Raw genomic sequence first — 23,173 nt, forward strand, 5'->3', positions numbered from 1 at the left:
TCAGCCGAGTTCGGCGCCGAGCTGGTCGGCGCAGGCGCGTACCCGCCGGCCGACCGCCTCGGTGGTGGCGGGGTCGAGCCGGTGCGTCAGGAAGCTGACGCTGATGGCGTAGACCGCCGGGCCGCCGGACGGGCGCGGGACGGCCGCGGCGAGGCAGGTGAGGTCCTCGTCGGCCTCTTCGTGGTCGACCGCGTAACCCTGCCGGCGCACGCCCTCCAACTCGGCGGCGAGCCGGGAGAGGCTGGTGATGGTCCGCGGCGTGAAGGCGGGCAGCTTGCGCGAGCCCACCAGCTCGCGCCACGCGGAGGCGTCCATGGTGGCCAGCAGCGCCTTGCCCAGGGCGGACGCGTGCCAGGGGTCGACCTGGCCGACGTCGCTGACCTTCTTGACCGCGCGGCCGCCCTCGAGCACGTCGACGAGCACCACGCTGCGGTCGCGGCGCATGGCGAAGTTGACCGTCTCGTTGTACTCGCGGACCAGGCTCTCCATCACCGGGCGCACGAGCGCCCGCGGCACGTAGCGGTCGAGGGCGCGCTGGCCGAGCCGGAAGGCCTCCCAGCCGAGCTGGTAGCGCGGCCCGTCGAGCCGCTCGATGAAGCCCAGCGCCGTGAGCGTGCTCAGGTACCGCAGTGTCGTGGCCTCGTTGAGGCCGGCGCGCCGGGCGACCTCGGCGAGGTGCGCCGTCTCGGCCTGCTCGACCGCCTGCAGCACCTTGACCGTGCGCTCGACGCCGATCAGGTTCGTGCCCGACTTCTCCGCCTCGTCTTTCACTCGGTGAAGGGTACCAACGCTCACATGCGCGCCGGACGGGCTCGGGCAGCGGTGGTCCTTGACAGTCGTCAGCCTCATCCCTACTTTCATTCATCGGAACTAGCTTGCACTGAATGAAAGAATGGAGATCGAGGATGACGAGTACCGCAGCGGCGTCGAACGGCACCCGGACGGCGCCCGACGGGGCCGCGATCCTCGCGGCGCAGGGCTACCTGGAGTCCGACGACTACGCGCTGACGACCTCGCCCCTCGCCTTCGACGACGGCGGCAACTACCGCCTGGAGATCTCCGGCATCGAGCGGCTGTCGACGATGCAGGCGATGCTCGACGAGGCGCGGCGCGAGGGCGTCTTCGTGAACCGGGTCGTGGCCTTCGGCGGCGGCGCGACGCTGCTGAGCCGCAGCGAGCTCGCCGAGGTCTCGGCCGCCGCGACCGAGAACGACATCGACCTCGTCGCCGTGCCCGGGCCGCGCACCGGCTGGGACCTCGGCCGCCAGGCGCTCAGCACCGAGGGCCAGTCGGGCGGCCGGCGCGTGCGCGGCCTCGACAACGTCCGCAACCTGCTCAACGACTACATCCGCATCTTCTCCACCGGCATCCGCGGCGTGCTCGTGTGGGACGAGGGCGTGCTCGACATCCTGAACAAGGCGCGCGCCGCCGGCGACATCCCGGCCGACGCCCGCTTCAAGGTGTCGGTCTACACCGGTCACGCCAACCCGGCGGCGATCCGCATCGTCCAGGATCTCGGCGCGGACAGCCTGAACCCGGTCGGCGACCTCGGCCTACCCATGCTCGCCGGCATCCGCCGCAACGTGACCCTGCCGCTGGACGTCTGGGCCATCACCTTCGAGTCCTTCGGCGGCATGAACCGGCTCTACGACGCCGGCGAGATCGCGCGCATCGCCGGCCCGGTGTATTTCAAGGTGGAGCCCGGCGAGTCCGAGGGCGTCATGTACAACAGCTGGATCGAGCCCGAGTTCCACGAGCGGCTGGTCCGCCACAAGGTGCGTCACTGCGCGATCCTCAACGAGCTCGTCGCCGCGCACAGCCCCGGCATCGCGGTGTCGCCGCAGCGCGCCGCCACGTCCGCCGGCTGACCGCGCCCATCGCCGTGGCGGCGTGTCCCGTCACGGCCCGGCGTCGGCGCACCACCGTGCGTACATTTGTACGCGCTACCCGGTGACGGTGCGCGGCGCGTTCCTACCCTCGCATCAAGTGAAACTCAGTATCACTGAATGAAAGGCGTGATCATGACGGGCAGTCCCACCACGATGTACGTCGACGGGGCCTGGGTCCCCGCCGCGGACGGCCGGGTCGAGCCGGTGCGCGCACCGGCCACCGGCGAGGCGTACGCCGAGATCGCCCGCGGCGGTGCCGACGACGTCGATCGCGCCGTGGCGGCGGCCCACCGGGCGTTCGACGGCTGGTCGCGCACGACGCCGGCCGAGCGGTCGCGTGCGGTGCTCAAGCTGGCCGACCGCGTCGAGGAGGACGCCGAGAACCTCGCGCAGCTGGAGTCGCGCAACGTCGGCAAGCCGATCGGGCTGGCCCGCGAGGAGATGGAGATGATCCCCGACCATCTCCGCTTCTTCGCCGGTGCGGTGCGCAGCCTCGACGGTCGCGCCGCGGGCGAGTACGTCGAGGGCCGCACCAGCATCATCCGGCGTGACCCGCTCGGTGTCGTCGGGTCGGTCGCGCCGTGGAACTACCCGCTGCTCATGGCCACCTGGAAGATCGCGCCCGCGATCCTCACCGGCAACACCCTCGTGCTCAAGCCGTCCGAGCACACGCCGCACACGGCCCTGCGCGTGGCCGAGCTCGCCAGTGACCTGTTGCCGCCCGGCGTGCTGAACGTCGTCACCGGCCACGGCGAGGACGTCGGTGCCCGCCTGGTGTCGCACCCGCTGGTACGCATGTCGAGCCTGACCGGGTCGGTGGCGACGGGCCGCGCGCTCCTGCACGCGGCGGCCGACACCAACCTCAAGCGGCTGCATCTCGAGCTCGGTGGCAAGGCGCCGGTGCTGGTCTACGACGACGCCGACCTCGACCTCGCCGTCGCGAAGATCATGGAGGGTGCGTTCTGCAACTCCGGCCAGGACTGCATGGCGGCCGCGCGGCTCTACGTCCACGACCGCGTGCACGACGACCTGGTGGGACGGCTGCAGCAGGCCGTCCAGAAGCTGTCGCTCGGCGACCTCGCCGACGAGGACACCGCGATGGGCCCGGTCATCACGGCGCGGCACCGCGACCGCGTCGAGGGCTTCGTCGAGCGCGCGGCCGCCACCGGCCACACCGAGCTGATCCAGGGCGACAACCCCGGCACCGGCTTCTACACCGCCCCCACGCTCGTGGTCGGGGCGCGGCAGGGCGACGAGGTCGTCACCGACGAGATCTTCGGCCCGGTCGTGTCCGTCACCCGATTCGCGGGATCCGACGACGTGGTCGGCTGGGCCAACGACACCGAGTACGGCCTCGCCTCGTCGGTGTTCACCAGCGACGTCGGCCGCGCGCTGTCGGTGTCGGCGCGGCTGCAGTTCGGCACCGTCTGGGTCAACGATCACCTGCCCGTGACCCCCGAGATGCCGCACGGCGGCTTCAAGCAGTCGGGCAACGGCAAGGACATGTCGACGTACTCGCTGGAGGAGTACACCGAGATCAAGCACGTCATGATCAACACGGCCGGCGTCTGATGGCCGGCACCACCGCCGTCAACACGTTCTCGCTGCGTGAGGGCGTCGGTGCCGCCGAGTTCGCGGCGTTCTCGCGCGATCTCGACCGCCCGACCTGCCTGGCGCTCGCCGAGGTCGAGTCCTTCGACGTCTACCTCGTCGACCACGACCGCGACGGGTCCGCCGTGGACGTCGTCGAGGTGATGACGGTGACCGACTGGGATCGCTGGGTCGAGGTCCGCGACTCGGCACCGCAGCTGCGTCCCGTCGTCGACCGCTTCGAGCAGCTCGTCGACATCGCCACCGTCACCACGTACTTCACCCGCCGCACGACCGGCGAGGAGGCCTGATGCCCGAGGACACCCCCACGCAGGAGTACGACGCCGTCGTCGTCGGCGGGGGCCACAACGGCCTCGTCAGCGCCAACTACCTGGCCCGCGCCGGGAAGAAGGTGCTCGTCCTCGAGGCCCGCGACGTCGTCGGCGGCGCGTGCGTCACCGAGGAGCTGATCCCGGGCAGCAAGTGGTCGTCCTGCGCGTTCATCGCCGGCCTGCTGCGTCCGGAGATCATCGCGGAGCTGGAGCTGGAGAGGTACGGCCTCGACCTCTACCAGGGCGACGCGCTGTCCTTCAGCCTCTTCCCGGACGGCTCGCACCTGTTCCTGTGGAAGGAGATCGACCGCACGCTGCGCGAGATCGAGAAGCTGAACAAGCAGGACGCGCGGACGTACCTCGACTTCGGCCTGCGGCTGCAGAAGTTCGCCGGCATCGTGACGCCGTGGCTGTTGCGGCCGCCGCCGGAGCGATCGCAGCTGCTCGCGGCGTTCGAGGACGCCGGTGAGCAGAGCCTGTTCAACGAGTTCACGCTGCTGTCGGTGAGCGATCTGCTCGACCGCTACTTCACCGACGACCGGCTCAAGGCGCTGCTGACGTTCTTCGGCATGGTCTCCATCCACGGCGGCCCGTCGACCCCTGGCACGGCCTACACCTGGGGCCATCACTCGTGGGGCGAGTTCAAGGGCGCCTTCGGCCAGTTCGGCTTCGCCCGCGGCGGCATGGGCGCGATCACGCAAGCGCTCGCCGCGTCGGCGCGGGCGCACGGCGCGGAGATCCGCGTGTCGTCGCCGGTCGACCAGGTCGTGGTCGAACGCGGCCGCGCGGTCGGCGTCCGGCTGGCCGACGGCGCGATCGTCCGCGCGCCGTACGTGCTGTCCAACGCCGATCCCAAGCGGTCGTTGCTGACGCTGCTCGCCCCCGGCGTGCTGTCGCGCGAGACCGAGCGGCGGGTGCGCGCCATCGACACCCGCGGCTCCATGGCCCGCATCCACCTGCTGATCGACGAGCTGCCGCAGTACCTGCCGTTCGCCGACGCGTCGGCCGGCCCGCAGCACGAGGGGCACCAGCTGCTCGGCGCGTCGGTCGAGGCGTTCGAGGAGGCCGCCGAGGCGCAGCGCCGCGGTGTCTTCCCGGAGCGATTCGTCATCGAGGCGGTCATCCAGTCCGTGCACGACGACTCGCTCGCTCCGGCGGGGCAGCACACGATGACGTTGGGCATCCAGCAACTGCCCTCGCAGCTCACCGGCACGACGTGGGGTGCGGAGAAGGAGCGCTGGGCCGACCTCGTGCTGGAAGAGCTGTACCGCTACGCGCCCAACCTGCGCGACCACGTGCTCGACCGGTACGTCATCACGCCCGAGGATCTCGCCACCGAGTGGTTCCTCACCGACGGCAACATCTTTCACGGCAGCATGATGCTCGACCAGCTCTTCGGGGCCCGGCCGCTCGCCGAGCTCGCCGGCTACCGCACGCCGGTCGACGGCTACTACCTCTGCGGCTCGGGCACGCATCCGGGCGGCGGGGTCATGGGCGCCAACGGGCACAACGCGGCGCAGGTCGTCCTCGACGACATGGCCGGCGTGATCCGGGTCGCGCCGCGCACCCGCGTGGTCGGGGCGAGCCGGCGACCCTGGCAGGAGCGGGCGAGCGCGCGGGTCATGTCGACGCGGGCGGGCCGCTGGGTCGGTTTCCACGTCGCGCGCCGGCCGTCCCTGCGCAAGGTCACCGAGTACGCGGCCAAGGCCCGGCGGTGACCGAGGAGCCGCCGCCACCGCTGAAGTCGACGAAGTGGTTCGGCAAGCAGGACGTCCCGGGCTTCGTCCACCGTTCGGCCATGCGGGCGAGCGGGTTCTCGCCGACCGCGTTCGCGGGACGGCCGGTCGTCGGCATCTGCAACTCGTGGTCGGAGCTCGTCAGCTGCAACCTGCACTTCCGTGGGCTCGCCGACGCGGTGCGCCGCGGCGTGCTGGCCGCGGGCGGGCTGCCGCTGGAGTTCCCGACGATCTCGGTCGGCGAGCAGCTGATGAAGCCGACCAGCATGCTGTTCCGCAACCTCATGGCGATGGATGTGGAGGAGTCGATTCGCGCCTATCCGTTCGACTCCGTCGTGCTGCTCGGCGGCTGTGACAAGACGACGCCGGCGCAGCTGATGGGCGCGGCGAGCGCGGACGTCCCCGCGATCATGCTCACCGGCGGCACCGCGTCGCCGGCGGTCTTCGACGGCCGGCAGCTCGGCGTCGGCACCGACCTGTGGCGCTACATCGACGACGTCCGCGCCGGGCGCATGTCGACGGCCGACTACGAGCGGCTGGAGGCCGCGGCCGGGCCGTCCGTCGGGCACTGCCCCGAGATGGGCACGGCGTCGACGATGGCGGCCGTGGTCGAGGGCCTCGGCATGACGCTGCCCGGCGCGGCCGCGGTGCCGGCGACCGACTCGCGCCGCATGCAGGTCGCCGAGGCCGTCGGGCGCCGCGCGGTGCAGCTCGCCGAGGAGCAGCTGCGGCCGTCGGCGATCCTCACGCCCGAGGCGTTCGACAACGCCATCACGCTCATGCTCGGCGTCGGCGGCTCGACGAACGCGATCGTGCACCTGCTCGCGATCGCCCGGCGCGCCGGCGTCCCGCTCGACCTCGACCGCTTCCACGAGCTGTCGGCGCGCACGCCGCTGGTCGTCGACGTGCGACCGGCCGGCCAGCACCTCGTCGAGCAGGTCTTCCACGCCGGCGGAATCCCGCGGGTGCTGAAGTCGCTCGAGCCGTTGCTGCACGGCGACGCGGCGACCGTCAGCGGCCTGCCCCTGCGCGACACCCTGCCGGCGGCGGTGCCGGACGCGTCCGGCGTGATCGCCGAGCTCGATACGCCGTTCCAGGGCCCGCAGGGGCTCGCGGTCGTCCGGGGCAACCTCGCCCCGAACGGTGCGGTGGTCAAGTGCAGCGCCGCCACGCCGGCGCTGCTGCGCCACCGCGGTCCCGCTGTGGTGTTCGAGGACATGCCCGACCTGCTGCGCCGCTTCGACGACCCCGACCTGCCCGTGACCGCGGACTCGGTGCTGGTGCTGCGGACGGTCGGGCCGCGCGGTGCGCCGGGCATGCCCGAGTGGGGTCAGCTGCCGATCCCGACCAGACTGCTGCGCCTGGGCGTCACGGACATGGTGCGGATCTCGGACGCGCGCATGAGCGGCACCGCGTACGGCACCTGCGTGCTGCACGTGAGCCCGGAGTCCGCGGTCGGCGGCCCGCTGGGACTGGTGCGCGACGGCGACGCGATCGAGCTCGACGCGCACGCCGGCCGGCTGCACCTCGACGTGCCCGACGACGAGCTGGAGCGCCGCCGCGCCGGGACCGAGCCCCGCCGTGCCCGGCCGTCGCGCGGGTACGCGGCGCTCTACGTGGAGCACGTGCTGCAGGCCCACGAGGGGTGCGACTTCGACTTCCTCGCCGGCCGCTCGGAGCATCCGGCCGACGAGCCGGAGGCGATCTTCGACGGGTGGGTCGGTGGCTGGTGAACAATGCGATGCGTCGGGACGACGTCGAGCGGGGACGGGACGGTGAGGACGGTGGGTGCACCGCGGTCCACTCCGCGCGGCCCCGGCTACGCCGACCCCGACCGGCCGCAGCGGATCGTGGACGCCGCGCTCCAGGTCGTCGGCCGGGTCGGCGTGGGCCGCACCACGCACCGGGCCATCTCGGCGCAGTCCGGCATCCCGCTCGGCTCGCTGACCTATCACTACGACTCGCTCGACGACCTGCTCAAGACCGCGTTCTCGCAGGTGGCGGACCGGATCGCCGCGCGGTTCCAGCGCACGATGGCCCGCTACGCCGAGGATCCGCGCGAGGGTGTCGTAGCGATCATCGACGAATTCGTCGACGAGCAGCACGAGGACCTGGTGCTCTCGCTGGAGCTGTACGTGCTGGCCGCCCGCGACCAGCGCTACCGCGAGATCATGGAGCGCTGGCAGCACGCCGCCGCCGCCGTCTTCGCGGCGCACTTCGATGCCGTCACGGCGCGCATGGTCGACGCCCTGCTCGAGGGCCTGATCATCCACGGCGCGCTCTCGACCGAGCCGCACGACCGCGAGTTCGTCCGCACCGCGGTCTATCGCATCACCAGCTGACCCGACCCCACCCGCCCGCGCGGTGCGCGGGACGTGCGCCCGGCGCCGTCCCGCGCCCCGCGGCGACCCACGACGGAGGACGGCCATGACCGACGCTCCCACCACCGGCCCGGACGACACCCGCACCAAGGTCGCCATCATCGGCTCCGGCAACATCGGCACCGACCTGATGATCAAGGTCGTCCGGACGGCCGAGCACCTGGAGATGGCGGCCATGGTCGGCATCGACCCGGAATCCGAGGGCCTCGCCCGCGCGCGGCGGCTGGGCTTCGAGGTGACCTCCGACGGCGTCGAGGGGCTGCTGGCCATGCCCGGCTTCGCCGACATCGGCATCGTCTTCGACGCGACCTCGGCCAAGGCGCACCTGGCGAACGTCGCCGCGCTCGCGCCGCACGACGTCCGCGTCGTCGACCTAACCCCGGCCGCGGTCGGGCCCTACGTGGTGCCGGCCGTCAATCTCGCCGACCACCTCGCCGCGCCGAACGTCAACATGGTGACCTGCGGCGGCCAGGCGACGATCCCGGTGGTCGCCGCGGTGTCGCGGGTGGCCCCCGTGGCCTACGCCGAGATCGTGGCGTCGATCGCGAGCCGGTCGGCGGGGCCGGGCACCCGCGCCAACATCGACGAGTTCACCGAGACGACGTCGGCGGCGATCGTCGAGGTCGGTGGCGCGCGTCGTGGCAAGGCCATCATCATCCTCAACCCGGCCGAGCCGCCGCTCATCATGCGCGACACCGTGCTGTGCCTCGTCGACGCGCCGGAGCCGTCGACCCGCGAGGAGGTCGTCGCGTCGGTGGAGCGAATGGTCGCCGACGTCGCCCAATACGTGCCGGGGTACCGGCTGAAGCAGGCCGTCCAGGTCACCGAGGTCGCCGCCGACACGCCCCTCGACACCCTTACCCCTCCGGACGGGGGACGGCCGACGCACCAGGTGTCGGTGTTCCTGGAGGTCGAGGGTGCGGCGCACTACCTGCCGGCCTACGCGGGCAACCTCGACATCATGACCTCCGCGGCGCTGCGCGTGGCCGACGAGATGGCCGCCCGGCGTGGACAGGCGGTGCACTCGTGACCGGCACGCGGGTCTTCGTCCAGGACGTCACGCTGCGCGACGGCATGCATGCCGTACGGCACCGTATGGACGTCGCCGACGTACGGCGGATCGCGGCCGCGCTCGACGCCGCCGGCGTGGACGCCATCGAGGTCGCCCACGGCGACGGCCTGGCCGGCAGCTCGCTGAACTTCGGCCCCGGCTCGCACAGCGACCGGCAGTGGCTCGAGGCGGCGGCGTCGGTGACGACGTCGGCGCGGCTGACCACGCTGCTGCTGCCCGGCGTCGGCACCAGCCACGACCTCGACGTCGCCTGGGAGCTCGGCGTCCGCTCCGTGCGCATCGCGACCCACTGCACCGAGGCCGACATCGCCGCGCAGCACATCGCCGCCGCGTGCGAGCTCGGCATGGACGTCTCCGGATTCCTCATGCTGTCGCACATGGCGCCGGCCGCGGAGCTCGCGGCGCAGGCGAAGCTCATGGAGTCCTACGGCGCGCACTGCGTGTACGTCACCGACTCCGGCGGCCGGCTCACGATGTCCGGCGTTGCGGAGCGGGTGCGCGCCTACCGCGACGTGCTCGACGACGGGACGGAGATCGGCATCCACGCGCACGAGAACCTGTCGCTGTCGGTGGCGAACTCGGTCGTCGCGGTCGAGAACGGCGTGCGGCGCGTCGACGCGTCGCTCGCCGGCCAGGGCGCCGGCGCGGGCAACTGCCCGATCGAGGCGTTCGTCGCCGTCGCCGACCTCGTCGGCTTCGAGCACGGCTGCGACCTCTTCGCCCTGCAGGACGCGGCGGACGACCTCGTCCGGCCGCTGCAGGACCGGGCCGTGCGCGTCGACCGCGAGACGTCGACGCTCGGGTACGCCGGCGTCTACTCCTCGTTCCTGCGTCACGCCGAGGCCGCCGCGCGGCGCTACGGCCTCGACGTGCGCGACATCCTCATGGAGTGCGGCCGTCGCAAGCTCGTCGGCGGCCAGGAGGACCTGATCGTCGACGTCGCCCTCACCCTGCTCGCGGAGTCCGGCGCCGCCGCGGGGTGACCGGTACGCCCGTGCCGATCGCGGTGCGGGGTTGGCGGAGCTGTCGGCCATGGACGCGGGAGCGGACAAATCCGTCGTCCCCGCCATGACGCCCGTTAGGGTGAGCCCGTCGAACCGACGGCGTTGTCGGTTCACCGCGCGCCGGAGGTGGCATGACCGGTCGGCACCGGGTGGCACGTCGACCCCGCACCGCGGTGTGGTGCGGTGCCGTGGCGGCCACGGTGGTCGCGGTGGTGCTCGCCGTGACGGCGGCCGTGCATCGGAGCACCAGCGGCGATGAGTCCATGGCCGCGGACCAGCGGACGACACACCCCGCTCCGGCCGGGTCGCTCGCCTCGGCCGTGCCGGGGATCACCACCGCGTCGGTCGACCCCCGCACGACGAGCGCCGGCGAGCCGAGTACTGCCGGCAGCCGCCGCAAGGCCGTCGTTACCCCGCAGGGCATGTGGTGGGGCGTGGACTCCACCGAGCCGATCTCGCGAGCCACGTTGCGCAACGTCGCGTCGTGGTACCGCGGCGCCCGGCCGCAGTTCTGGGGCCGCTACCTGCTCGGCGACTACGGCGTCACCGCCGCGGAACTCGCCTTTGCACGGTCGCGTCACGTCTCCGTCTACCTGATCGTCGCGGACCGGAACTGCTCCGGCTGCGCCGGTGGCGACGTCTGCGGCAACGACCGGACCACCGCCCAGGCGCGCAGCGACGCCGAGAAAGCGCTGCATCGCGCAAAAGCGCTCGACTTGCCGACGGGCGTGGTCCTGTTCAAGGACATCGAGGAGGTGTCGTCGTGCCGGGGGGAGCCGACCGCCGAGTACCTGCTCGCCTGGCATCGCACGCTGCGGGAGACACACGTGCGGACCGGCTTCTACGGCAACGCCTACAAGCCCTACTACGAGTTCCCCGTCGCCTACTGCGCGGCGGTCGACGCCGATCGTCGCTTCGCACGCGAGGTCGTGCTCGACATGAACCAGCCCGAGCCGCGACTGGGAGCACCGCAGGGGACCACCGGCCCCCGCAACGCGCCACGGTTCGCGCCCCGGTCGCCACCTTGCGCACCGAAGGCACGCACCGTGCTCTGGCAGTACGGCGAGTCGATCGACCCGGCGAACGTCACCGACGTCGACCAGGCCCGAGCCGACACCCACGGCATGCTCGCCCCGGACGGCGGCGTCACCTGACGTCGTCGGCGACCCGGCCGGCGGGTCCGTTGCGCTCCAGCTCGGCGAGCCACGCGGCCGCGGACGCGTCGGACGGTGCCCGCCAGTCGCCCCGCGGCGACAGCGCACCGCCGGCGCTGACCTTCGGACCGTTCGGCAGCGCCGAGCGCTTGAACTGCGAGAAGGCGAAGTAGCGCTGCAGGAACTCGCGCAGCCAGCGCGTGATCGTGGGCAGGTCGTACGCGTGCCTGGCGTCGTCCGGGAAGCCGGCGGGCCAGCTGCCGTCGTCGGCATCGCGCCAGGCGTGCCAGGCGAGGAACGCGATCTTCGACGGCGGCAGGCCGTAACGCAGCACGTGGAAGAGGAAGAAGTCGTGCAGCTCGTACGGGCCGATACGGTCCTCGGTGCTCTGCATCGCCCCCGTCTCCTCGTCGGCCGGCACCAGCTCGGGCGAGATCTCGGTGTCGAGGATGGCGGTCAGCAGCTCGCCGGTGCGCTCGTCGAACTGCCCCGTGCCGACCGTCCACCGGATCAAGTACTGGATCAGCGTCTTCGGCACGCCGGCGTTGACCGCGTAGTGGCTCATCTGGTCGCCGACGCCGTACGTGCACCAACCCAGCGCCAACTCGCTGAGGTCACCGGTCCCCACCACGAAGCCGTTGCGCTGATTGGCGAGCCGGAACAGGTAGTCGGTGCGCAGCCCTGCCTGCACGTTCTCGAACGTGACGTCGTAGACCGGCTCGCCCCGGCTGTACGGGTGGTCCAGGTCGGCGAGCAGCTGCTCCGCGGCGGGCCGGATGTCGATCTCGGCCGCCTCGACGCCGAGGGCCTTCATGAGCGCCCACGCGTTCGCCTTGGTCGCCTCGCCCGTGGCGAACCCCGGCAGCGTGTAGCCGAGGATCGCCGAACGCGGCACGCCGAGCCGGTCGCACGCCTTGGCCGCGACGATCAGCGCGTGCGTGGAGTCCAACCCGCCGGAGACGCCGATGACCATGCGGTCACCCGCGGAGCGGAAGCGGCGGGCCAGCGCGGCGACCTGGATGTTGAACGCCTCGTAGCAGTCCTGGTCGAGATGCGACCGCTCGTCGGGGACGAACGGGAATCGGCGCAGCGGGCGTCGCAGCCCCACGTCGCGGTGGTGCGGCCGGTGCGCGAAGGCGACGGTGCGGTAGCGCTGCTCGGGCGCGCCGGCGGCGACGGCGGAGTCGTGGAAGGTCGGCATGCGCATGCGCTCGAGGCGGATGCGGGCGAGGTCGACGTCGGCCACGAGCAGCTGCGCCTCGTCGGCGAAGCGCTCGGACTCGGCCAGCAACGCCCCCAGCTCGTGGATCGAGCCCTGGCCGTCCCAGGACAGGTCGGTGCTGCTCTCGCCCGGCCCGGCGGCGGAGTAGACGTACGCGGCGACCGCACGGGTCGACTGCGCGCCCGAGAGCACCGCGCGGTCGGCCGACTTGCCCACGGTGATGTTGGACGCCGAGAGGTTGGCCAGCACCGTCGCGCCGGCCAGCGCCGCGTAGGACGACGGGGGGACGGTCGACCAGTAGTCCTCGCAGATCTCGACACCGATCGTGAAGTCGGCGAGGTCGGCGGCGGCGAAGACGAGGTCGTTGCCGAACGGCACCGTCGTGCCGCCGATCGTGAGGTGCTGCCCGGCCGTCCCCGCGCCGGAGGCGAACCACCGCTTCTCGTAGTACTCGCGGTAGTTGGGCAGGAACGTCTTCGGCACCACGCCCAGGATCTCGCCGCGGGCTAGCACGACCGCGGTGTTGTACAGCCGACCGTTGCGGCGCAGCGGCGCGCCGACCAGCAGCACCGGACCGAGCTCGCGGCTCGCCTCGCGCACGGTCGCGACGGCGTCCTCGACGGCGTCGAGCAGCGCGTCCTGCAGCAGCAGGTCGTCGATGGCGTACGACGACAACCCGAGCTCGGGGAAGACGACGAGGTCGACACCCTCGGCATCGGCGCGCCGTGCGAGCTCGACCGTCGCCTCGGCGTTGCGCCCGGGGTCGGCGGTCGCCACGAGCGGCGTCGCCGCCGCGACCCGGGCCATGCCCTGGTCGTGGATGCTGCTGAACTCGCGGTCGGTCACCCGAGCGCTCCTCCCGTTCCCGATCCGGTCGGCCGACCGGACCCCGGTCCGCTGCCGTCGAGCCTACTGACGCGAGGTGCTTCGGCTCCCGACACCGGCCAGGACGTTCGACCCGGCCGGCTCGTGAGATTGGACCCGGGCGGCCGGGTGGCGGCCGCGGGCAGGGTGGACCGTGACTGCGGGGACGGCTGCCCGCCAGCAGCGGAACGGGAGACCGAGGATGAGAGCCGGCGACATCATGACCCGCGAGGTCGTCACCGTCACCCCGCAGACCCCGGTAAACCAGGCGATCGCCCTGCTGACGCGGCACGCCATCGCCTCGTTGCCGGTGGTCGAGGACGGCGAGGTGGTCGGGATCGTGTCCGAGCCGGACCTGCTGCGCAACCGGCTGCCCCACGACCCGGCCGCGACGATGCGACCCCGGCCCGACGGCCCCGACCCGGGACGGACGGTCGAGGACGTGATGAACGAACCGGTGCTGTGCCTGCCGACGACCGCGGACGCCGCCGACGTCGCGCAGGTGCTGCTGGACAACCACGTCCGCGCGGTGCCGATCGTCGACGGGGCGGATCTCGTCGGCATCGTCAGCCGCCGTGACCTGCTGCGCCTCGCCCAACGCGACGACCGCGCGATCGCCGCCGCCGTCGTCGACCTGCTCGACCGCTTCGCCGAGGGCACCCGCACCACGGGGTGGCGTGTGCAGGCGGACGACGGCATCGTCACGGTCGCGGGGACGTTCGTCGACCAACGCGAGGAAGGAGCCGTGTACGCGCTGGCCCACTCGGTGCCCGGAGTCGTGCGCGTGCACGTCGTTCCGGCGTGACCGCCACCGCCGCCGGCGCGGCGGGTGTGCCCGCGCCCCGCATCGACCACCCCGGCCTCGCCGCCAAGCTGATGAGCGCGGACGACGCCGCCCGGCTGATCCCGCACGGCGCGCACATCGGCATGAGCGGCTTCACCGGTGCCGGGCATCCCAAGGAGGTCCCGGCCGCGCTGGCACGGCGCATCGCCGTCGCCCGCGAGGCCGGCGACCCGTTCACCGTCGGGCTGTGGACCGGCGCGTCCACCGCTCCCGAACTGGACGGCGCACTCGCCGCCGTCGACGGCGTCGACCTGCGCATGCCCTACCAGTCCGACCCGATCACCCGCGCGAAGATCAACGCCGGGCAGATGGACTACGTCGACCTGCATCTGTCCCACGTCGCGCAGGCGGTGTGGGAGGGCTTCTTCGGCCCGGTCGACGTCGCCCTGGTCGAGGTCGCCGGGATCACCGCCGACGGCGACCTGATCCCGTCCTCGTCGGTCGGCAACAACAAGACCTGGCTCGACCTGGCCGACCGCGTGATCCTCGAGGTCAACTCCTGGCAACCGCCGGAGCTCGACGGCATGCACGACATCTACTACGGGACGGCGCTGCCGCCGAACCGGCGGCCGGTGCAGATCCTGCAGGCAGGCGATCGCATCGGCGTGCCGCACTACCACTGCCCGCCCGAGAAGGTCGTCGCCGTCGTCGCGACCCACGAGCCCGACCGCACGACCACCTTCGCCCCGGTCGACGAGACGTCCACCCGCATCGCCGAGCACCTGATCGACTTCCTCACCCACGAGGTCGAGCGGGGACGGTTGCCGCGCACGCTGCTGCCGATCCAGTCGGGTGTCGGCAACGTCGCCAATGCCGTGCTCGCCAACCTCGACGCCGCCGGGTTCGGCCCGCTGACGGCCTACACCGAAGTCATCCAGGACAGCATGCTGGCGCTGCTGCGTTCCGGGACGATCTCCACCGCCTCGGCCACCGCGCTCTCGCTCAGCGACGCCGGGCTCGCCGACTTCCTCGACAACCTCGGCGAGTACCGGCGCAGGATCGTGCTGCGCTCGCAGGAGATCAGCAACCATCCCGAGGTGATCAGGCGACTGGGCTGCCTGGCGATGAACGGCATGATCGAGGCCGACATCTACGGCAACGTCAACTCGACGCACGTGATGGGATCGGCGATCCAGAACGGCATCGGCGGCTCCGGCGACTTCGCCCGCAACTCCTACCTGTCGATGTTCCTCAGCCCGTCGACCGCGAAGCGTGGGGCGATCTCGACGATCGTGCCGATGGTCAGCCACGTCGACCACACCGAGCACGACGTCCACGTCATCGTCACCGAGCAGGGGCTCGCGGACCTGCGCGGGCTGGCGCCACGGCGCCGCGCGGCAAGGGTCATCGAACGCTGCGCGCACCCCGACTACCGCGACGCGTTGCAGGACTACGTCGACCGGGCGGCCCGGCACGCGCCGGCGCGGCACACCCCCCACCTGCTCGACGAGGCGCTGGGCTGGCACGGCCGCTACCTGCGCACGTCCGACATGCGGGCGTGACCTGCTGCCGACACCGGCCCAGGACACTCGGGTCGTTTCTCACGGGAGCGGCTGGGACCTTCGACACGGGTCGAAAAACCTTGTGGGGCCGAGGATTCGAGACACAGGACGGCCTCCAGCAGCGGGGGCCGTCCCCTCAAGACCGAGGAGTCTCCCGCGATGCGCCGCAAGAGTTTCGACCGACTGATCAGTGTCATCGGTCTCCTGCTGACCGCCATCCTGATCGTCGCCGGCGGCCTGCTCACCTGGGCTCACAACTTCGTGGGCGACCAGGTGCACGACCAGCTGGCCGCCCAGCAGATCTACTTCCCGCCCAAGGGCAGCGATGCGACAAAGGGCGACGAGTTCGCCCCGATGCGGCAGTACGCCGGCCAGCAGCTGACCACCGGTGAGCAGGCCGAGACCTACGCCGACCACTTCATCCGGGTGCACCTGAACGAGATCGCCGGGGGCAAGACCTACGCGCAGCTGTCGAGTGCGGCGCAGAAGGACCCGACCGACACCAAGCTCGCCGGCCAGGTCGAGACCATGTTCAAGGGCGAGACGCTGCGCGGCCTGCTGCTCAACGCCTACGCGTTCGGCAAGATGGGCAGCATCGCCGGGATCGCCGCCATCGCCGCGTTCGTCGGTGCCGCGATCATGCTGGTGCTCTCCGCGCTCGGTCTCTGGCACGCGGGCCGGGTGAAGGAGTCCGACACCGTCTTCGCCGGCCACCGCGCCACCGCACCGCCGGCCGAGGCGTAGGCCCGCACCGCACGACGCACCGATCGCCCGCAGCCGCCCGGCTGCGGGCGATCGGCGTCCCGGCGAGGAAGGCGGTGTGGAAGCGGCGTCACGAGCGCTGCATGCGGCCCGCGGTCAGGACGTCGCGTGGACGGCGATCACTCCGGTGACGAGTGCGGGGCACCGGACAGGAAGTGCGTCCAGTGCGCGGGCTCGGCCGCACGGAACCGGCGACCGGTGACGTCGCCGGGGGTGATGCGTACGAAGCAGTTCTTCGGTGAGTCGTGCCAGGGGAAGAGCGGGAGCTCGAACGTGTCGAGCGTGGCCTGCAGACCACCGATCTCGGTCGCGCGGCCGCGGAGCACGACGCTCCAGACCATGGCGCTCGCGCCCTGCCGTGCCCCGTCGACGCCGTCGGCCTCGACGGCGACCGTCTCGGTGCCGAGCGCGGCCACGAGCTTGCTGCCGGCGGCGGTGCGGAAGACGACGGTCCCGTCGTCGACCACGTAGTTGACGGGGAAGATGTCGGCGCCCCGGTCGGTCGCGACGGCGAGCCGACCCACCGTGGTCGTCCGCAGCAGCGCCCAGCACGTGGCCGGGTCGAGCTGCTCGATGCGGTCGGTGTCCACGTGTCCAGGATTGGTCGGTCGGTCCCGATTCGACAGCGCCGTCGGTCACCCCCGGACCGGGACCTTGGACCTACCCGTCATCGGTTCGGCGCTCGCCGGAGGCACGCTTTTCGTGATAGACGATCATCCGTGCCGAATGCCCCGGACACAGGCGCCACGCGAGGCGACGGCCGATGACCAAGCTGACCATCCGCGACATCGCCCGCGCCGCCGGCGTGTCGACGGCGACCGTCTCGCGCGCCCTGCGCGGCATGGACAACGTCGACACGCGGACGCGCGAGCACGTGCTGGCGGTGGCGCGCCGACTGGACTACTCGGTCTCGCCGTCGGCGTCGCGGCTCGCCACCGGCCGGTCGGGCACGATCGGGATCGTCACGCCCTTCGTCGGGCGGTGGTACTTCACCGAGCTGTTCGCGGGCATCGAGGCGGCGCTCGCGCCGCACGACCTCGACCTGCTGATCCACACCACGGAGGAGCCCGCGGGCACCGTCCCGGTGACCGAGGCGCACGTCCGCCTGCGTCGACGCGTCGACGGCGCCATCGTGATCGGCCTCGGCCCCGGCAGCCGCGAGCTGGCCCACCTGGCCGCGAGCGGCATCCCCCTCGTGCTGGTGGGGGCGGAGGTCGCGGGCATCACCAGCGTCGCGATCGACGACCGCGCCGCGGCGGCCGTGGCCGTGAGCCACCTCGCCGATCTCGGCCACCGGCGTATCGGGCTCATCTCCGGACGGCCGCTGCCCACGCCGTTCCTCCCGGAGAACGACCGGCTGGCCGGCTACCTGGACGTGCTGCGTGCGCGGCGGCTGCCCCATCCGCGCACGCATCGCCGCGTCGGCGGCTTCACCGTCTCGGGCGGCGCGCGGGCCATGGCGGGGCTGCTCGACGTCGAGCCGAGGGTCACCGCGGTCTTCTCGATGTCCGACGAGATGGCCTACGGCGCCCTGCACGTGATGCGGCGCGCCGGGGTCCGCGCGAGCGGCGCCCGGGACGCGGGCGACATCGCGGTGGTCGGCTTCGACGGTCACGACCTCGCCGACGTCTTCGACCTGACGACGGTCGAGCAGCCGGTGCGCCGGCTCGGGAAGCTGGCGATGGAGCTGCTGATGCGGCAGCTGCAGGGCGACCGCCCCAGCAGCATCGTGGTGCCGACGACGCTGCGTGTACGCGCGTCCACCGACGGAAACGTTGCGAACGAGTAACGGACATCTTTCGGCCCTTCCGACCCGGTCGTGAGCTGTGCCACTGTCTCGCCAGCAGTGATGTAACCGGTTACATCACGTGAGCCGGAGGTCGGGATGGGACGTCGTCTAGGGAGAACAGCGGGCTCGGTCGTCGCGTTGACCGGGGTCGTGGCGTTGGCTGCGGGATGTTCGAGCAGCAGCGACAGCAAGGGGGACGCCGACGCGAAGCAGACGAAGCTCACGGGCGCCTGCGCGCCGTACCAGGCCTACGCGGGTCACAAGGGCAAGACCGTGACCATGTTCGGGTCGATCCTCAGTCCCGAGTCGAACTCGCTGGACAAGTCCTGGGCCACGTTCGAGAAGTGCACGGGCATCACCATCAAGTACACCGGCTCGAACACCTTCGAGTCCGACCTGCCGGTGAAGGTGAACGGCGGCAACGCGCCGAACCTCGCGATCATCCCGCAGCCCGGCCTGCTGACCCAGATGGTGCTCACCGGCAAGGTCAAGGAACCGCCGGCGCAGACGGTGAAGAACGTGGCGAACTGGAACGCCGCGTGGAAGACCTACGGCAGTGTCGGCGGCAAGTTCTACGCCGCGCCGATGAGCTCGAACATGAAGTCGCTGGTCTGGTACTCGCCGAAGTACTTCGCCGCGCACAAGTACACGGTGCCCACCACGTGGAACGACCTCATGTCGCTGTCGGAGAAGATCGCCAAGGACAACAACGGCGCCAAGCCGTGGTGCGGCGGCATCAACTCGGGCACCGCGAGCGGCTGGCCGGCCACCGACTGGCTCGAGGAGGCCGTGCTCGGCTCCTACGGCGGTGACGTCTACGACCAGTGGATCAGCCACAAGATCAAGTTCAGCGACCCGAAGATCGTCGCCGCCCTCAACACCGTCGCGAAGTACATGCACAACTCGGCGTGGGTCAACGGCGGCTACGGCGGCGTGCAGTCGATCGCGACCACCACGTTCCAGAACGCGGGCCTGCCGATCCTGAAGCAGAAGTGCGCGATGCTGCAGCAGGCGTCCTTCTACGAGGCGCAGTGGCCCAAGGGCACCACGGTGACCCCGTCGGGCGACGCCTTCGCGTTCTACCTGCCCGCGGTCAACCCGTCGGTCAAGACGCCGGTCGAGGGCGGCGGCGAGTTCGTCGCGGCGTTCTCGGACGACCCGGCCGTGCAGGCCGTGCAGAACTACGTGTCGAGCCCGGAGTGGGCGAGCAGCCGCATCAAGGTCGCCCCGGGCTGGGTCTCGGCCAACGAGAAGGTCGACCAGAGCCTGTACTCCGACCCGGTCGACAAGCTGTCGGCGAAGTACCTCGCCGACCCGAACGCCACGTTCCGCTTCGACGCCTCGGACGCCATGCCGGCCGCCGTGGGCTCGGGGTCGCTGTGGAAGGCCATGGTGCAGTGGTTCTCCCAGGGCACCTCGGTGACGGCCGTGGCCAAGCAGATCGACGACTCCTGGCCCAAGTAGGCCTCGTCGAGCAGGGATCCACACGGGGGGCGGCCGCGGGCGAAGACCCGCGGCCGCACCCGTCCCCTCCGCACCGTTCGTCCGTCGGAGAAACGGAGTACGCGGCATCGTGCACGCATCCACGGTCATCCTCGCCAGCACGGCCTCGCAGGCCGGTGGCAAGCTCTTCGGCGTCATCGCCACCGTCACGATCTTCGTGGCCATCCTGCTGGCGATCTTCGCCGTCGCAGGCAGGGTCACCGGTCGGCTCGAACGGCCGCTCGCACTCGTCATCCTCGTCGCGCCGGCGGTCCTGCTGTCGCTCGCCGGTCTCGTCGTCCCGGCGATCAAGACGATCGCCACCAGCTTCACCAACGAGCAGGCCGCGGGGCAGAAGTTCAAGCTCGTCGACGGCAAGCTGGTCGAGTACAAGACCCAGTTCATCGGGCTCGACAACTACACCTTCGACTTCACCGACTCCGAGACGCTGCACACGCTGCTGCGCACGGTGCTGTGGGTGGTGATCGTCCCCATCGTCACGGTCGCGATCGGGTTGCTGCTGGCCCTGCTGATGGACCGCATGAAGCGGCCCGGCTTCGCCAAGACCGTGATCTTCCTGCCGACGGCGATCTCGTTCGTCGGCGCGTCGCTCATCTGGGCGCTCGTGTACGACGCGCCCGTCTACGAGCAGGACGGCTCGCCGGGCACGCAGACCGGGCTGCTGAGCAAGCTCGCGATCGCCGTCGGCTGGAAGCACCCGCCGAACTGGCTGCTCGACACCACCATCAACACCTACCTGCTGATGCTGATCCTCATCTGGATCGAGGTCGGCTTCGCCATGGTCGTGCTCGGCGCGGCGCTCAAGGCCATCCCCGACGAGATCATCGAGGCCGCCCGGCTCGACGGCGCGCACGGCGCGACGCTGTTCCGCACCGTGCAGATCCCGATGATCCGCAACACGCTGGTCGTGGTGGCCACGACGGTGACCATCGCCGCGCTGAAGATCTTCGACATCGTCTTCACGGTCAGCGGCGGCAACAACGACACCGACGTCCTGGCCAACAAGATGTACACCGACCTGTTCGTCACCAACCAGACCGGCCGCGGCTCGTCGCTCGCCGTCATCCTGTTCCTCTGCGTCGTCCCGCTCGTCGCCTACAACGTGGTGCAGATGCGCCGGGAGAGGGCTCGTCGATGACCACGTCCAATCCGCCGATCCTGCCTACCGAGGTGGCCGGCCCCGAGTCGCCGACGAGCGACCGGCACGAGAAGCTCGCCGGGCCCGAGGCGACCCGCGCGGTGCGCAAGGCCTTCAGCCACCCGCTCGCCTCGCTCGTCATCACGGTCCTGACGATCGTGTGGGCCATCCCGCTCGTCGGCTTCTTCATCAACTCCTTCCGCGACAAGGAGGCGGTGGGCAGCACCGGGTGGTGGACGTGGTTCACCGACCTCGGCTCGTCCACGCTGTCCAACTACGACGCGGTGCTCTCCGGCGACGGCGGCCTCACGCTGCCGCTGGTCAACTCGCTGGCCATCACCATCCCGGCGACGATCATCCCGATCTTCCTGGCCGCCATGGCCGCGTACGCGCTGGCGTGGATGCGCTTCCGCGGCAGCAACTTCATCTTCTTCACGATCTTCGCGCTGCAGGTGGTGCCGCTGCAGATGGCCCTCGTGCCGCTGCAGAAGTACTTCAACTCGGGTGTCCAGATCGGCGGCGTCACCCTGCTGCCGAGCTTCGGGCTGAAGGGCACGCTCGCCGAGATCTGGCTGACCCACACGATGTTCTCGATGCCGCTCGCCGTGTTCCTGCTGCACAACTTCATCGCGCAGCTGCCCGGTGAGCTGATCGAGGCGGCACGGGTGGACGGCGCGAGCCACCTGCGCATCTTCCGCTCCGTCGTGCTGCCGCTGTCGATGCCGGCCGTGGCGTCGTTCGGAATCTTCCAGTTCCTGTGGGTGTGGAACGACCTGCTCGTCGCCAAGACGTTCGGCGGGTCGGACGCGTCCTCGCAGCCGGTCACCGCGCGCATCCAGAACCTCGCCGGCAACTTCGGGTCGCACCAGGAGCTGCTGGCGCCCGCGGGCTTCCTCGCCATCGTCATCCCGCTCGCCGTCTTCCTCGGCCTGCAGCGATTCTTCGTCCGTGGCCTGCTCGCCGGCAGCGTGAAGGGGTGAGGCGGCTGCCCGACGGGTTCCGGCTCGGTGCCGCGACGGCGGCGTACCAGATCGAGGGTGCGGTGTCCGAGGACGGCCGGGGCCGCTCGATCTGGGACACGTTCAGCGAGACCCCGGGTGCCGTGCTCGGCGGCGACACCGGCGCAGTCGCGTGCGACCACTACCACCGCGTCGACCAGGACCTCGACCTCGCTGCGCGCATCGGCCTGCACGACTACCGGTTCTCCATCGCGTGGTCGCGGGTGCTGCCGTCGGGCGCCGGCGCCGTCAACCCTGCCGGGCTCGACTTCTACTCACGGCTCGTCGACGGCGTGCTCGCCCGCGGCATCCGGCCGGTGGTGACGCTCTACCACTGGGACCTGCCGCAGGCGTTGCAGGACGTCGGCGGCTGGACCGCGCGCGACACGAGCGCGCGGTTCGCCGACTACGCCGCCCTCGTGGCCGGCGCGCTCGGCGACCGGGTCGAGGTGTTCACCACCCTCAACGAACCGTGGTGCTCGGCGTTCCTCGGGCACGCGAGCGGGGCGCACGCGCCGGGCGTGCAGGACGCCGCCACCGCCTACGAGGTCGCCCACCACCTGCTGTTGGCGCACGGACTGGCGGTGCCGGCGCTGCGCTCGACGCTGCCCGCCGGTCGGCAGGTGTCCATCACGCTGAACACGGTCAACACCCGGCCGGCGAGCGACTCGGCCGAGGACCGCCGCGCGGCCCGCGACGCCGAGCTCGCGCAGAACCAGGTGTTCCTCGAACCGCTGCTCACCGGGCAGCTGCACCCCGAGCTCGTCGAGCGCACGAAGCTGGTCACGGACTGGGGTTTCGTCCACGACGGTGACCTGCGGGCCATCCGCGCCCCGCTCGACTTCCTGGGCATCAACTACTACAACCCGCACCTCGTGTCGGCGTCGCGCGTCGACGGAGCGCAGGCGTGGCCCGGTGTGGCCGACGCGTGGGTGGTGCCGGAGCCGGCGCCGGTCACCGGCATGGGGTGGCCGGTGCGGCCGGAGACGTTCACCGAGATGCTGGTCGCCCTGGACGCCGACTACCCGGGCACCACGTTCGTGATCACCGAGAACGGCGCCGCCTACCCGGACACGGTCACCGCCGAGGGTGTGGCGGACGACGACCGCGTCGCCTATCTGCGCGGGCACCTGGGTGCGGTCCTGGACGCGGTGGATGCGGGGGTCGACGTCCGCGGGTACTACGCCTGGTCGCTGCTGGACAACTTCGAGTGGGCGTGGGGGTACAGCCAGCGTTTCGGGCTGATCCACGTCGACTACGCCACGCAGGAGCGCCGGCTCAAGCGCTCGGCCGAGGTCTACGCCGACATCATCGGCGCGCACGCCCTGTGACCGCGGGGTCTCCCCGCCGGTGCTCGGCCGCGGTCGGTCCGCGCGAGCACCAGCGGGGAGAC

Annotated in this window: 20 protein-coding genes; 17 read left to right on the forward strand and 3 right to left on the reverse strand. The window is 71.5% G+C overall.

Features of this window, described 5'->3' with window-relative positions; all coding sequences use genetic code 11:
- A complete protein-coding gene (locus BUE29_RS18460; RefSeq protein ID WP_073391883.1) occupies positions 1-771 on the reverse strand; it encodes an IclR family transcriptional regulator in 771 nt (256 codons plus the stop codon).
- 134 nt (positions 772-905) lie between these two features.
- On the opposite strand from BUE29_RS18460, the gene BUE29_RS18465 reads away from it, so the two are divergent.
- The 9 genes from BUE29_RS18465 to BUE29_RS18505 all read left to right on the forward strand — a co-directional run bounded on the left by BUE29_RS18465 (position 906) and on the right by BUE29_RS18505 (position 11,158).
- A complete protein-coding gene (locus BUE29_RS18465; protein ID WP_084181387.1) occupies positions 906-1,868 on the forward strand; it encodes a hypothetical protein in 963 nt (320 codons plus the stop codon).
- 153 nt (positions 1,869-2,021) lie between these two features.
- Positions 2,022-3,461: a gamma-aminobutyraldehyde dehydrogenase gene (locus BUE29_RS18470; protein ID WP_073391974.1), complete on the forward strand. Its 1,440-nt coding sequence runs from the start codon at positions 2,022-2,024 to the stop codon at positions 3,459-3,461.
- Entirely contained in the window at positions 3,461-3,790 is a 330-nt protein-coding gene (locus BUE29_RS18475; RefSeq protein ID WP_073391884.1) for a hypothetical protein, read from the forward strand. The genes BUE29_RS18470 and BUE29_RS18475 overlap by 1 nt, the downstream gene beginning before the upstream one ends.
- Positions 3,790-5,529 (forward strand): phytoene desaturase family protein, encoded by a 1,740-nt coding sequence (locus BUE29_RS18480; protein WP_073391885.1) that lies wholly within the window; start codon positions 3,790-3,792, stop codon positions 5,527-5,529. The genes BUE29_RS18475 and BUE29_RS18480 overlap by 1 nt, the downstream gene beginning before the upstream one ends.
- The gene (locus BUE29_RS18485) at positions 5,526-7,280 is read left to right on the forward strand and encodes a dihydroxy-acid dehydratase (RefSeq protein WP_073391886.1); all 1,755 of its coding nucleotides are present in this window, start codon (positions 5,526-5,528) and stop codon (positions 7,278-7,280) included. Before BUE29_RS18480 ends, BUE29_RS18485 begins: the two co-directional genes overlap by 4 nt.
- 51 nt (positions 7,281-7,331) lie before the next feature.
- The gene (locus BUE29_RS18490; RefSeq protein WP_073391887.1) at positions 7,332-7,889 is read left to right on the forward strand and encodes a TetR/AcrR family transcriptional regulator; all 558 of its coding nucleotides are present in this window, start codon (positions 7,332-7,334) and stop codon (positions 7,887-7,889) included.
- 85 nt (positions 7,890-7,974) lie between these two features.
- Entirely contained in the window at positions 7,975-8,958 is a 984-nt protein-coding gene (locus BUE29_RS18495) for an acetaldehyde dehydrogenase (acetylating) (protein WP_073391888.1), read from the forward strand.
- Positions 8,955-9,983 carry a 4-hydroxy-2-oxovalerate aldolase gene (dmpG, locus tag BUE29_RS18500; protein ID WP_073391889.1) on the forward strand — a complete coding sequence of 343 codons (1,029 nt, stop codon included), beginning with the start codon at positions 8,955-8,957 and terminating at the stop codon, positions 9,981-9,983. The genes BUE29_RS18495 and dmpG overlap by 4 nt, the downstream gene beginning before the upstream one ends.
- A 152-nt stretch (positions 9,984-10,135) precedes the next feature.
- Positions 10,136-11,158 (forward strand): glycoside hydrolase domain-containing protein, encoded by a 1,023-nt coding sequence (locus tag BUE29_RS18505; protein WP_073391890.1) that lies wholly within the window; start codon positions 10,136-10,138, stop codon positions 11,156-11,158.
- Here the strand turns inward: BUE29_RS18505 and BUE29_RS18510 are convergent.
- Positions 11,151-13,226, reverse strand: a complete 2,076-nt coding sequence (locus tag BUE29_RS18510; RefSeq protein ID WP_073391891.1) for an NAD(+) synthase — start codon at positions 13,224-13,226, stop codon at positions 11,151-11,153. The genes BUE29_RS18505 and BUE29_RS18510 overlap by 8 nt on opposite strands.
- Before the next feature lie 220 nt (positions 13,227-13,446).
- Between BUE29_RS18510 and BUE29_RS18515 the strand changes: the two genes are divergently transcribed.
- From BUE29_RS18515 to BUE29_RS18525, 3 genes are all read left to right on the forward strand, one after another.
- Entirely contained in the window at positions 13,447-14,049 is a 603-nt protein-coding gene (locus BUE29_RS18515) for a CBS domain-containing protein (protein ID WP_073391892.1), read from the forward strand.
- Positions 14,050-14,120: 71 nt separating this feature from the next.
- Entirely contained in the window at positions 14,121-15,590 is a 1,470-nt protein-coding gene (locus BUE29_RS18520; RefSeq protein WP_073391975.1) for a succinyl-CoA:acetate CoA-transferase ScpC, read from the forward strand.
- 159 nt (positions 15,591-15,749) lie between these two features.
- Positions 15,750-16,334 carry a hypothetical protein gene (locus tag BUE29_RS18525; protein WP_073391893.1) on the forward strand — a complete coding sequence of 195 codons (585 nt, stop codon included), beginning with the start codon at positions 15,750-15,752 and terminating at the stop codon, positions 16,332-16,334.
- A gap of 137 nt (positions 16,335-16,471) precedes the next feature.
- Here BUE29_RS18525 and BUE29_RS18530 read toward each other — a convergent pair whose 3' ends face one another.
- The gene (locus tag BUE29_RS18530; RefSeq protein ID WP_200800301.1) at positions 16,472-16,942 is read right to left on the reverse strand and encodes a pyridoxamine 5'-phosphate oxidase family protein; all 471 of its coding nucleotides are present in this window, start codon (positions 16,940-16,942) and stop codon (positions 16,472-16,474) included.
- 173 nt (positions 16,943-17,115) lie between these two features.
- Here BUE29_RS18530 and BUE29_RS18535 point away from each other — a divergent pair, with 173 nt between their 5' ends.
- From BUE29_RS18535 to BUE29_RS18555, 5 genes are all read left to right on the forward strand, one after another.
- Positions 17,116-18,141, forward strand: a complete 1,026-nt coding sequence (locus BUE29_RS18535) for a LacI family DNA-binding transcriptional regulator (protein ID WP_073391894.1) — start codon at positions 17,116-17,118, stop codon at positions 18,139-18,141.
- A 138-nt stretch (positions 18,142-18,279) separates the two neighbouring features.
- Entirely contained in the window at positions 18,280-19,605 is a 1,326-nt protein-coding gene (locus BUE29_RS18540) for an ABC transporter substrate-binding protein (RefSeq protein WP_200800302.1), read from the forward strand.
- 109 nt (positions 19,606-19,714) lie between these two features.
- Complete coding sequence (locus BUE29_RS18545; RefSeq protein ID WP_084181391.1) at positions 19,715-20,782, forward strand: carbohydrate ABC transporter permease; 1,068 nt, start codon at positions 19,715-19,717, stop codon at positions 20,780-20,782.
- Complete coding sequence (locus BUE29_RS18550; protein WP_073391896.1) at positions 20,779-21,762, forward strand: carbohydrate ABC transporter permease; 984 nt, start codon at positions 20,779-20,781, stop codon at positions 21,760-21,762. The genes BUE29_RS18545 and BUE29_RS18550 overlap by 4 nt, the downstream gene beginning before the upstream one ends.
- A complete protein-coding gene (locus BUE29_RS18555; protein ID WP_200800303.1) occupies positions 21,759-23,111 on the forward strand; it encodes a GH1 family beta-glucosidase in 1,353 nt (450 codons plus the stop codon). Before BUE29_RS18550 ends, BUE29_RS18555 begins: the two co-directional genes overlap by 4 nt.
- Positions 23,112-23,173 lie beyond the last annotated feature (62 nt).

This window comes from Jatrophihabitans endophyticus, from assembly GCF_900129455.1.
GTDB classification, from domain to species: domain Bacteria; phylum Actinomycetota; class Actinomycetes; order Mycobacteriales; family Jatrophihabitantaceae; genus Jatrophihabitans; species Jatrophihabitans endophyticus.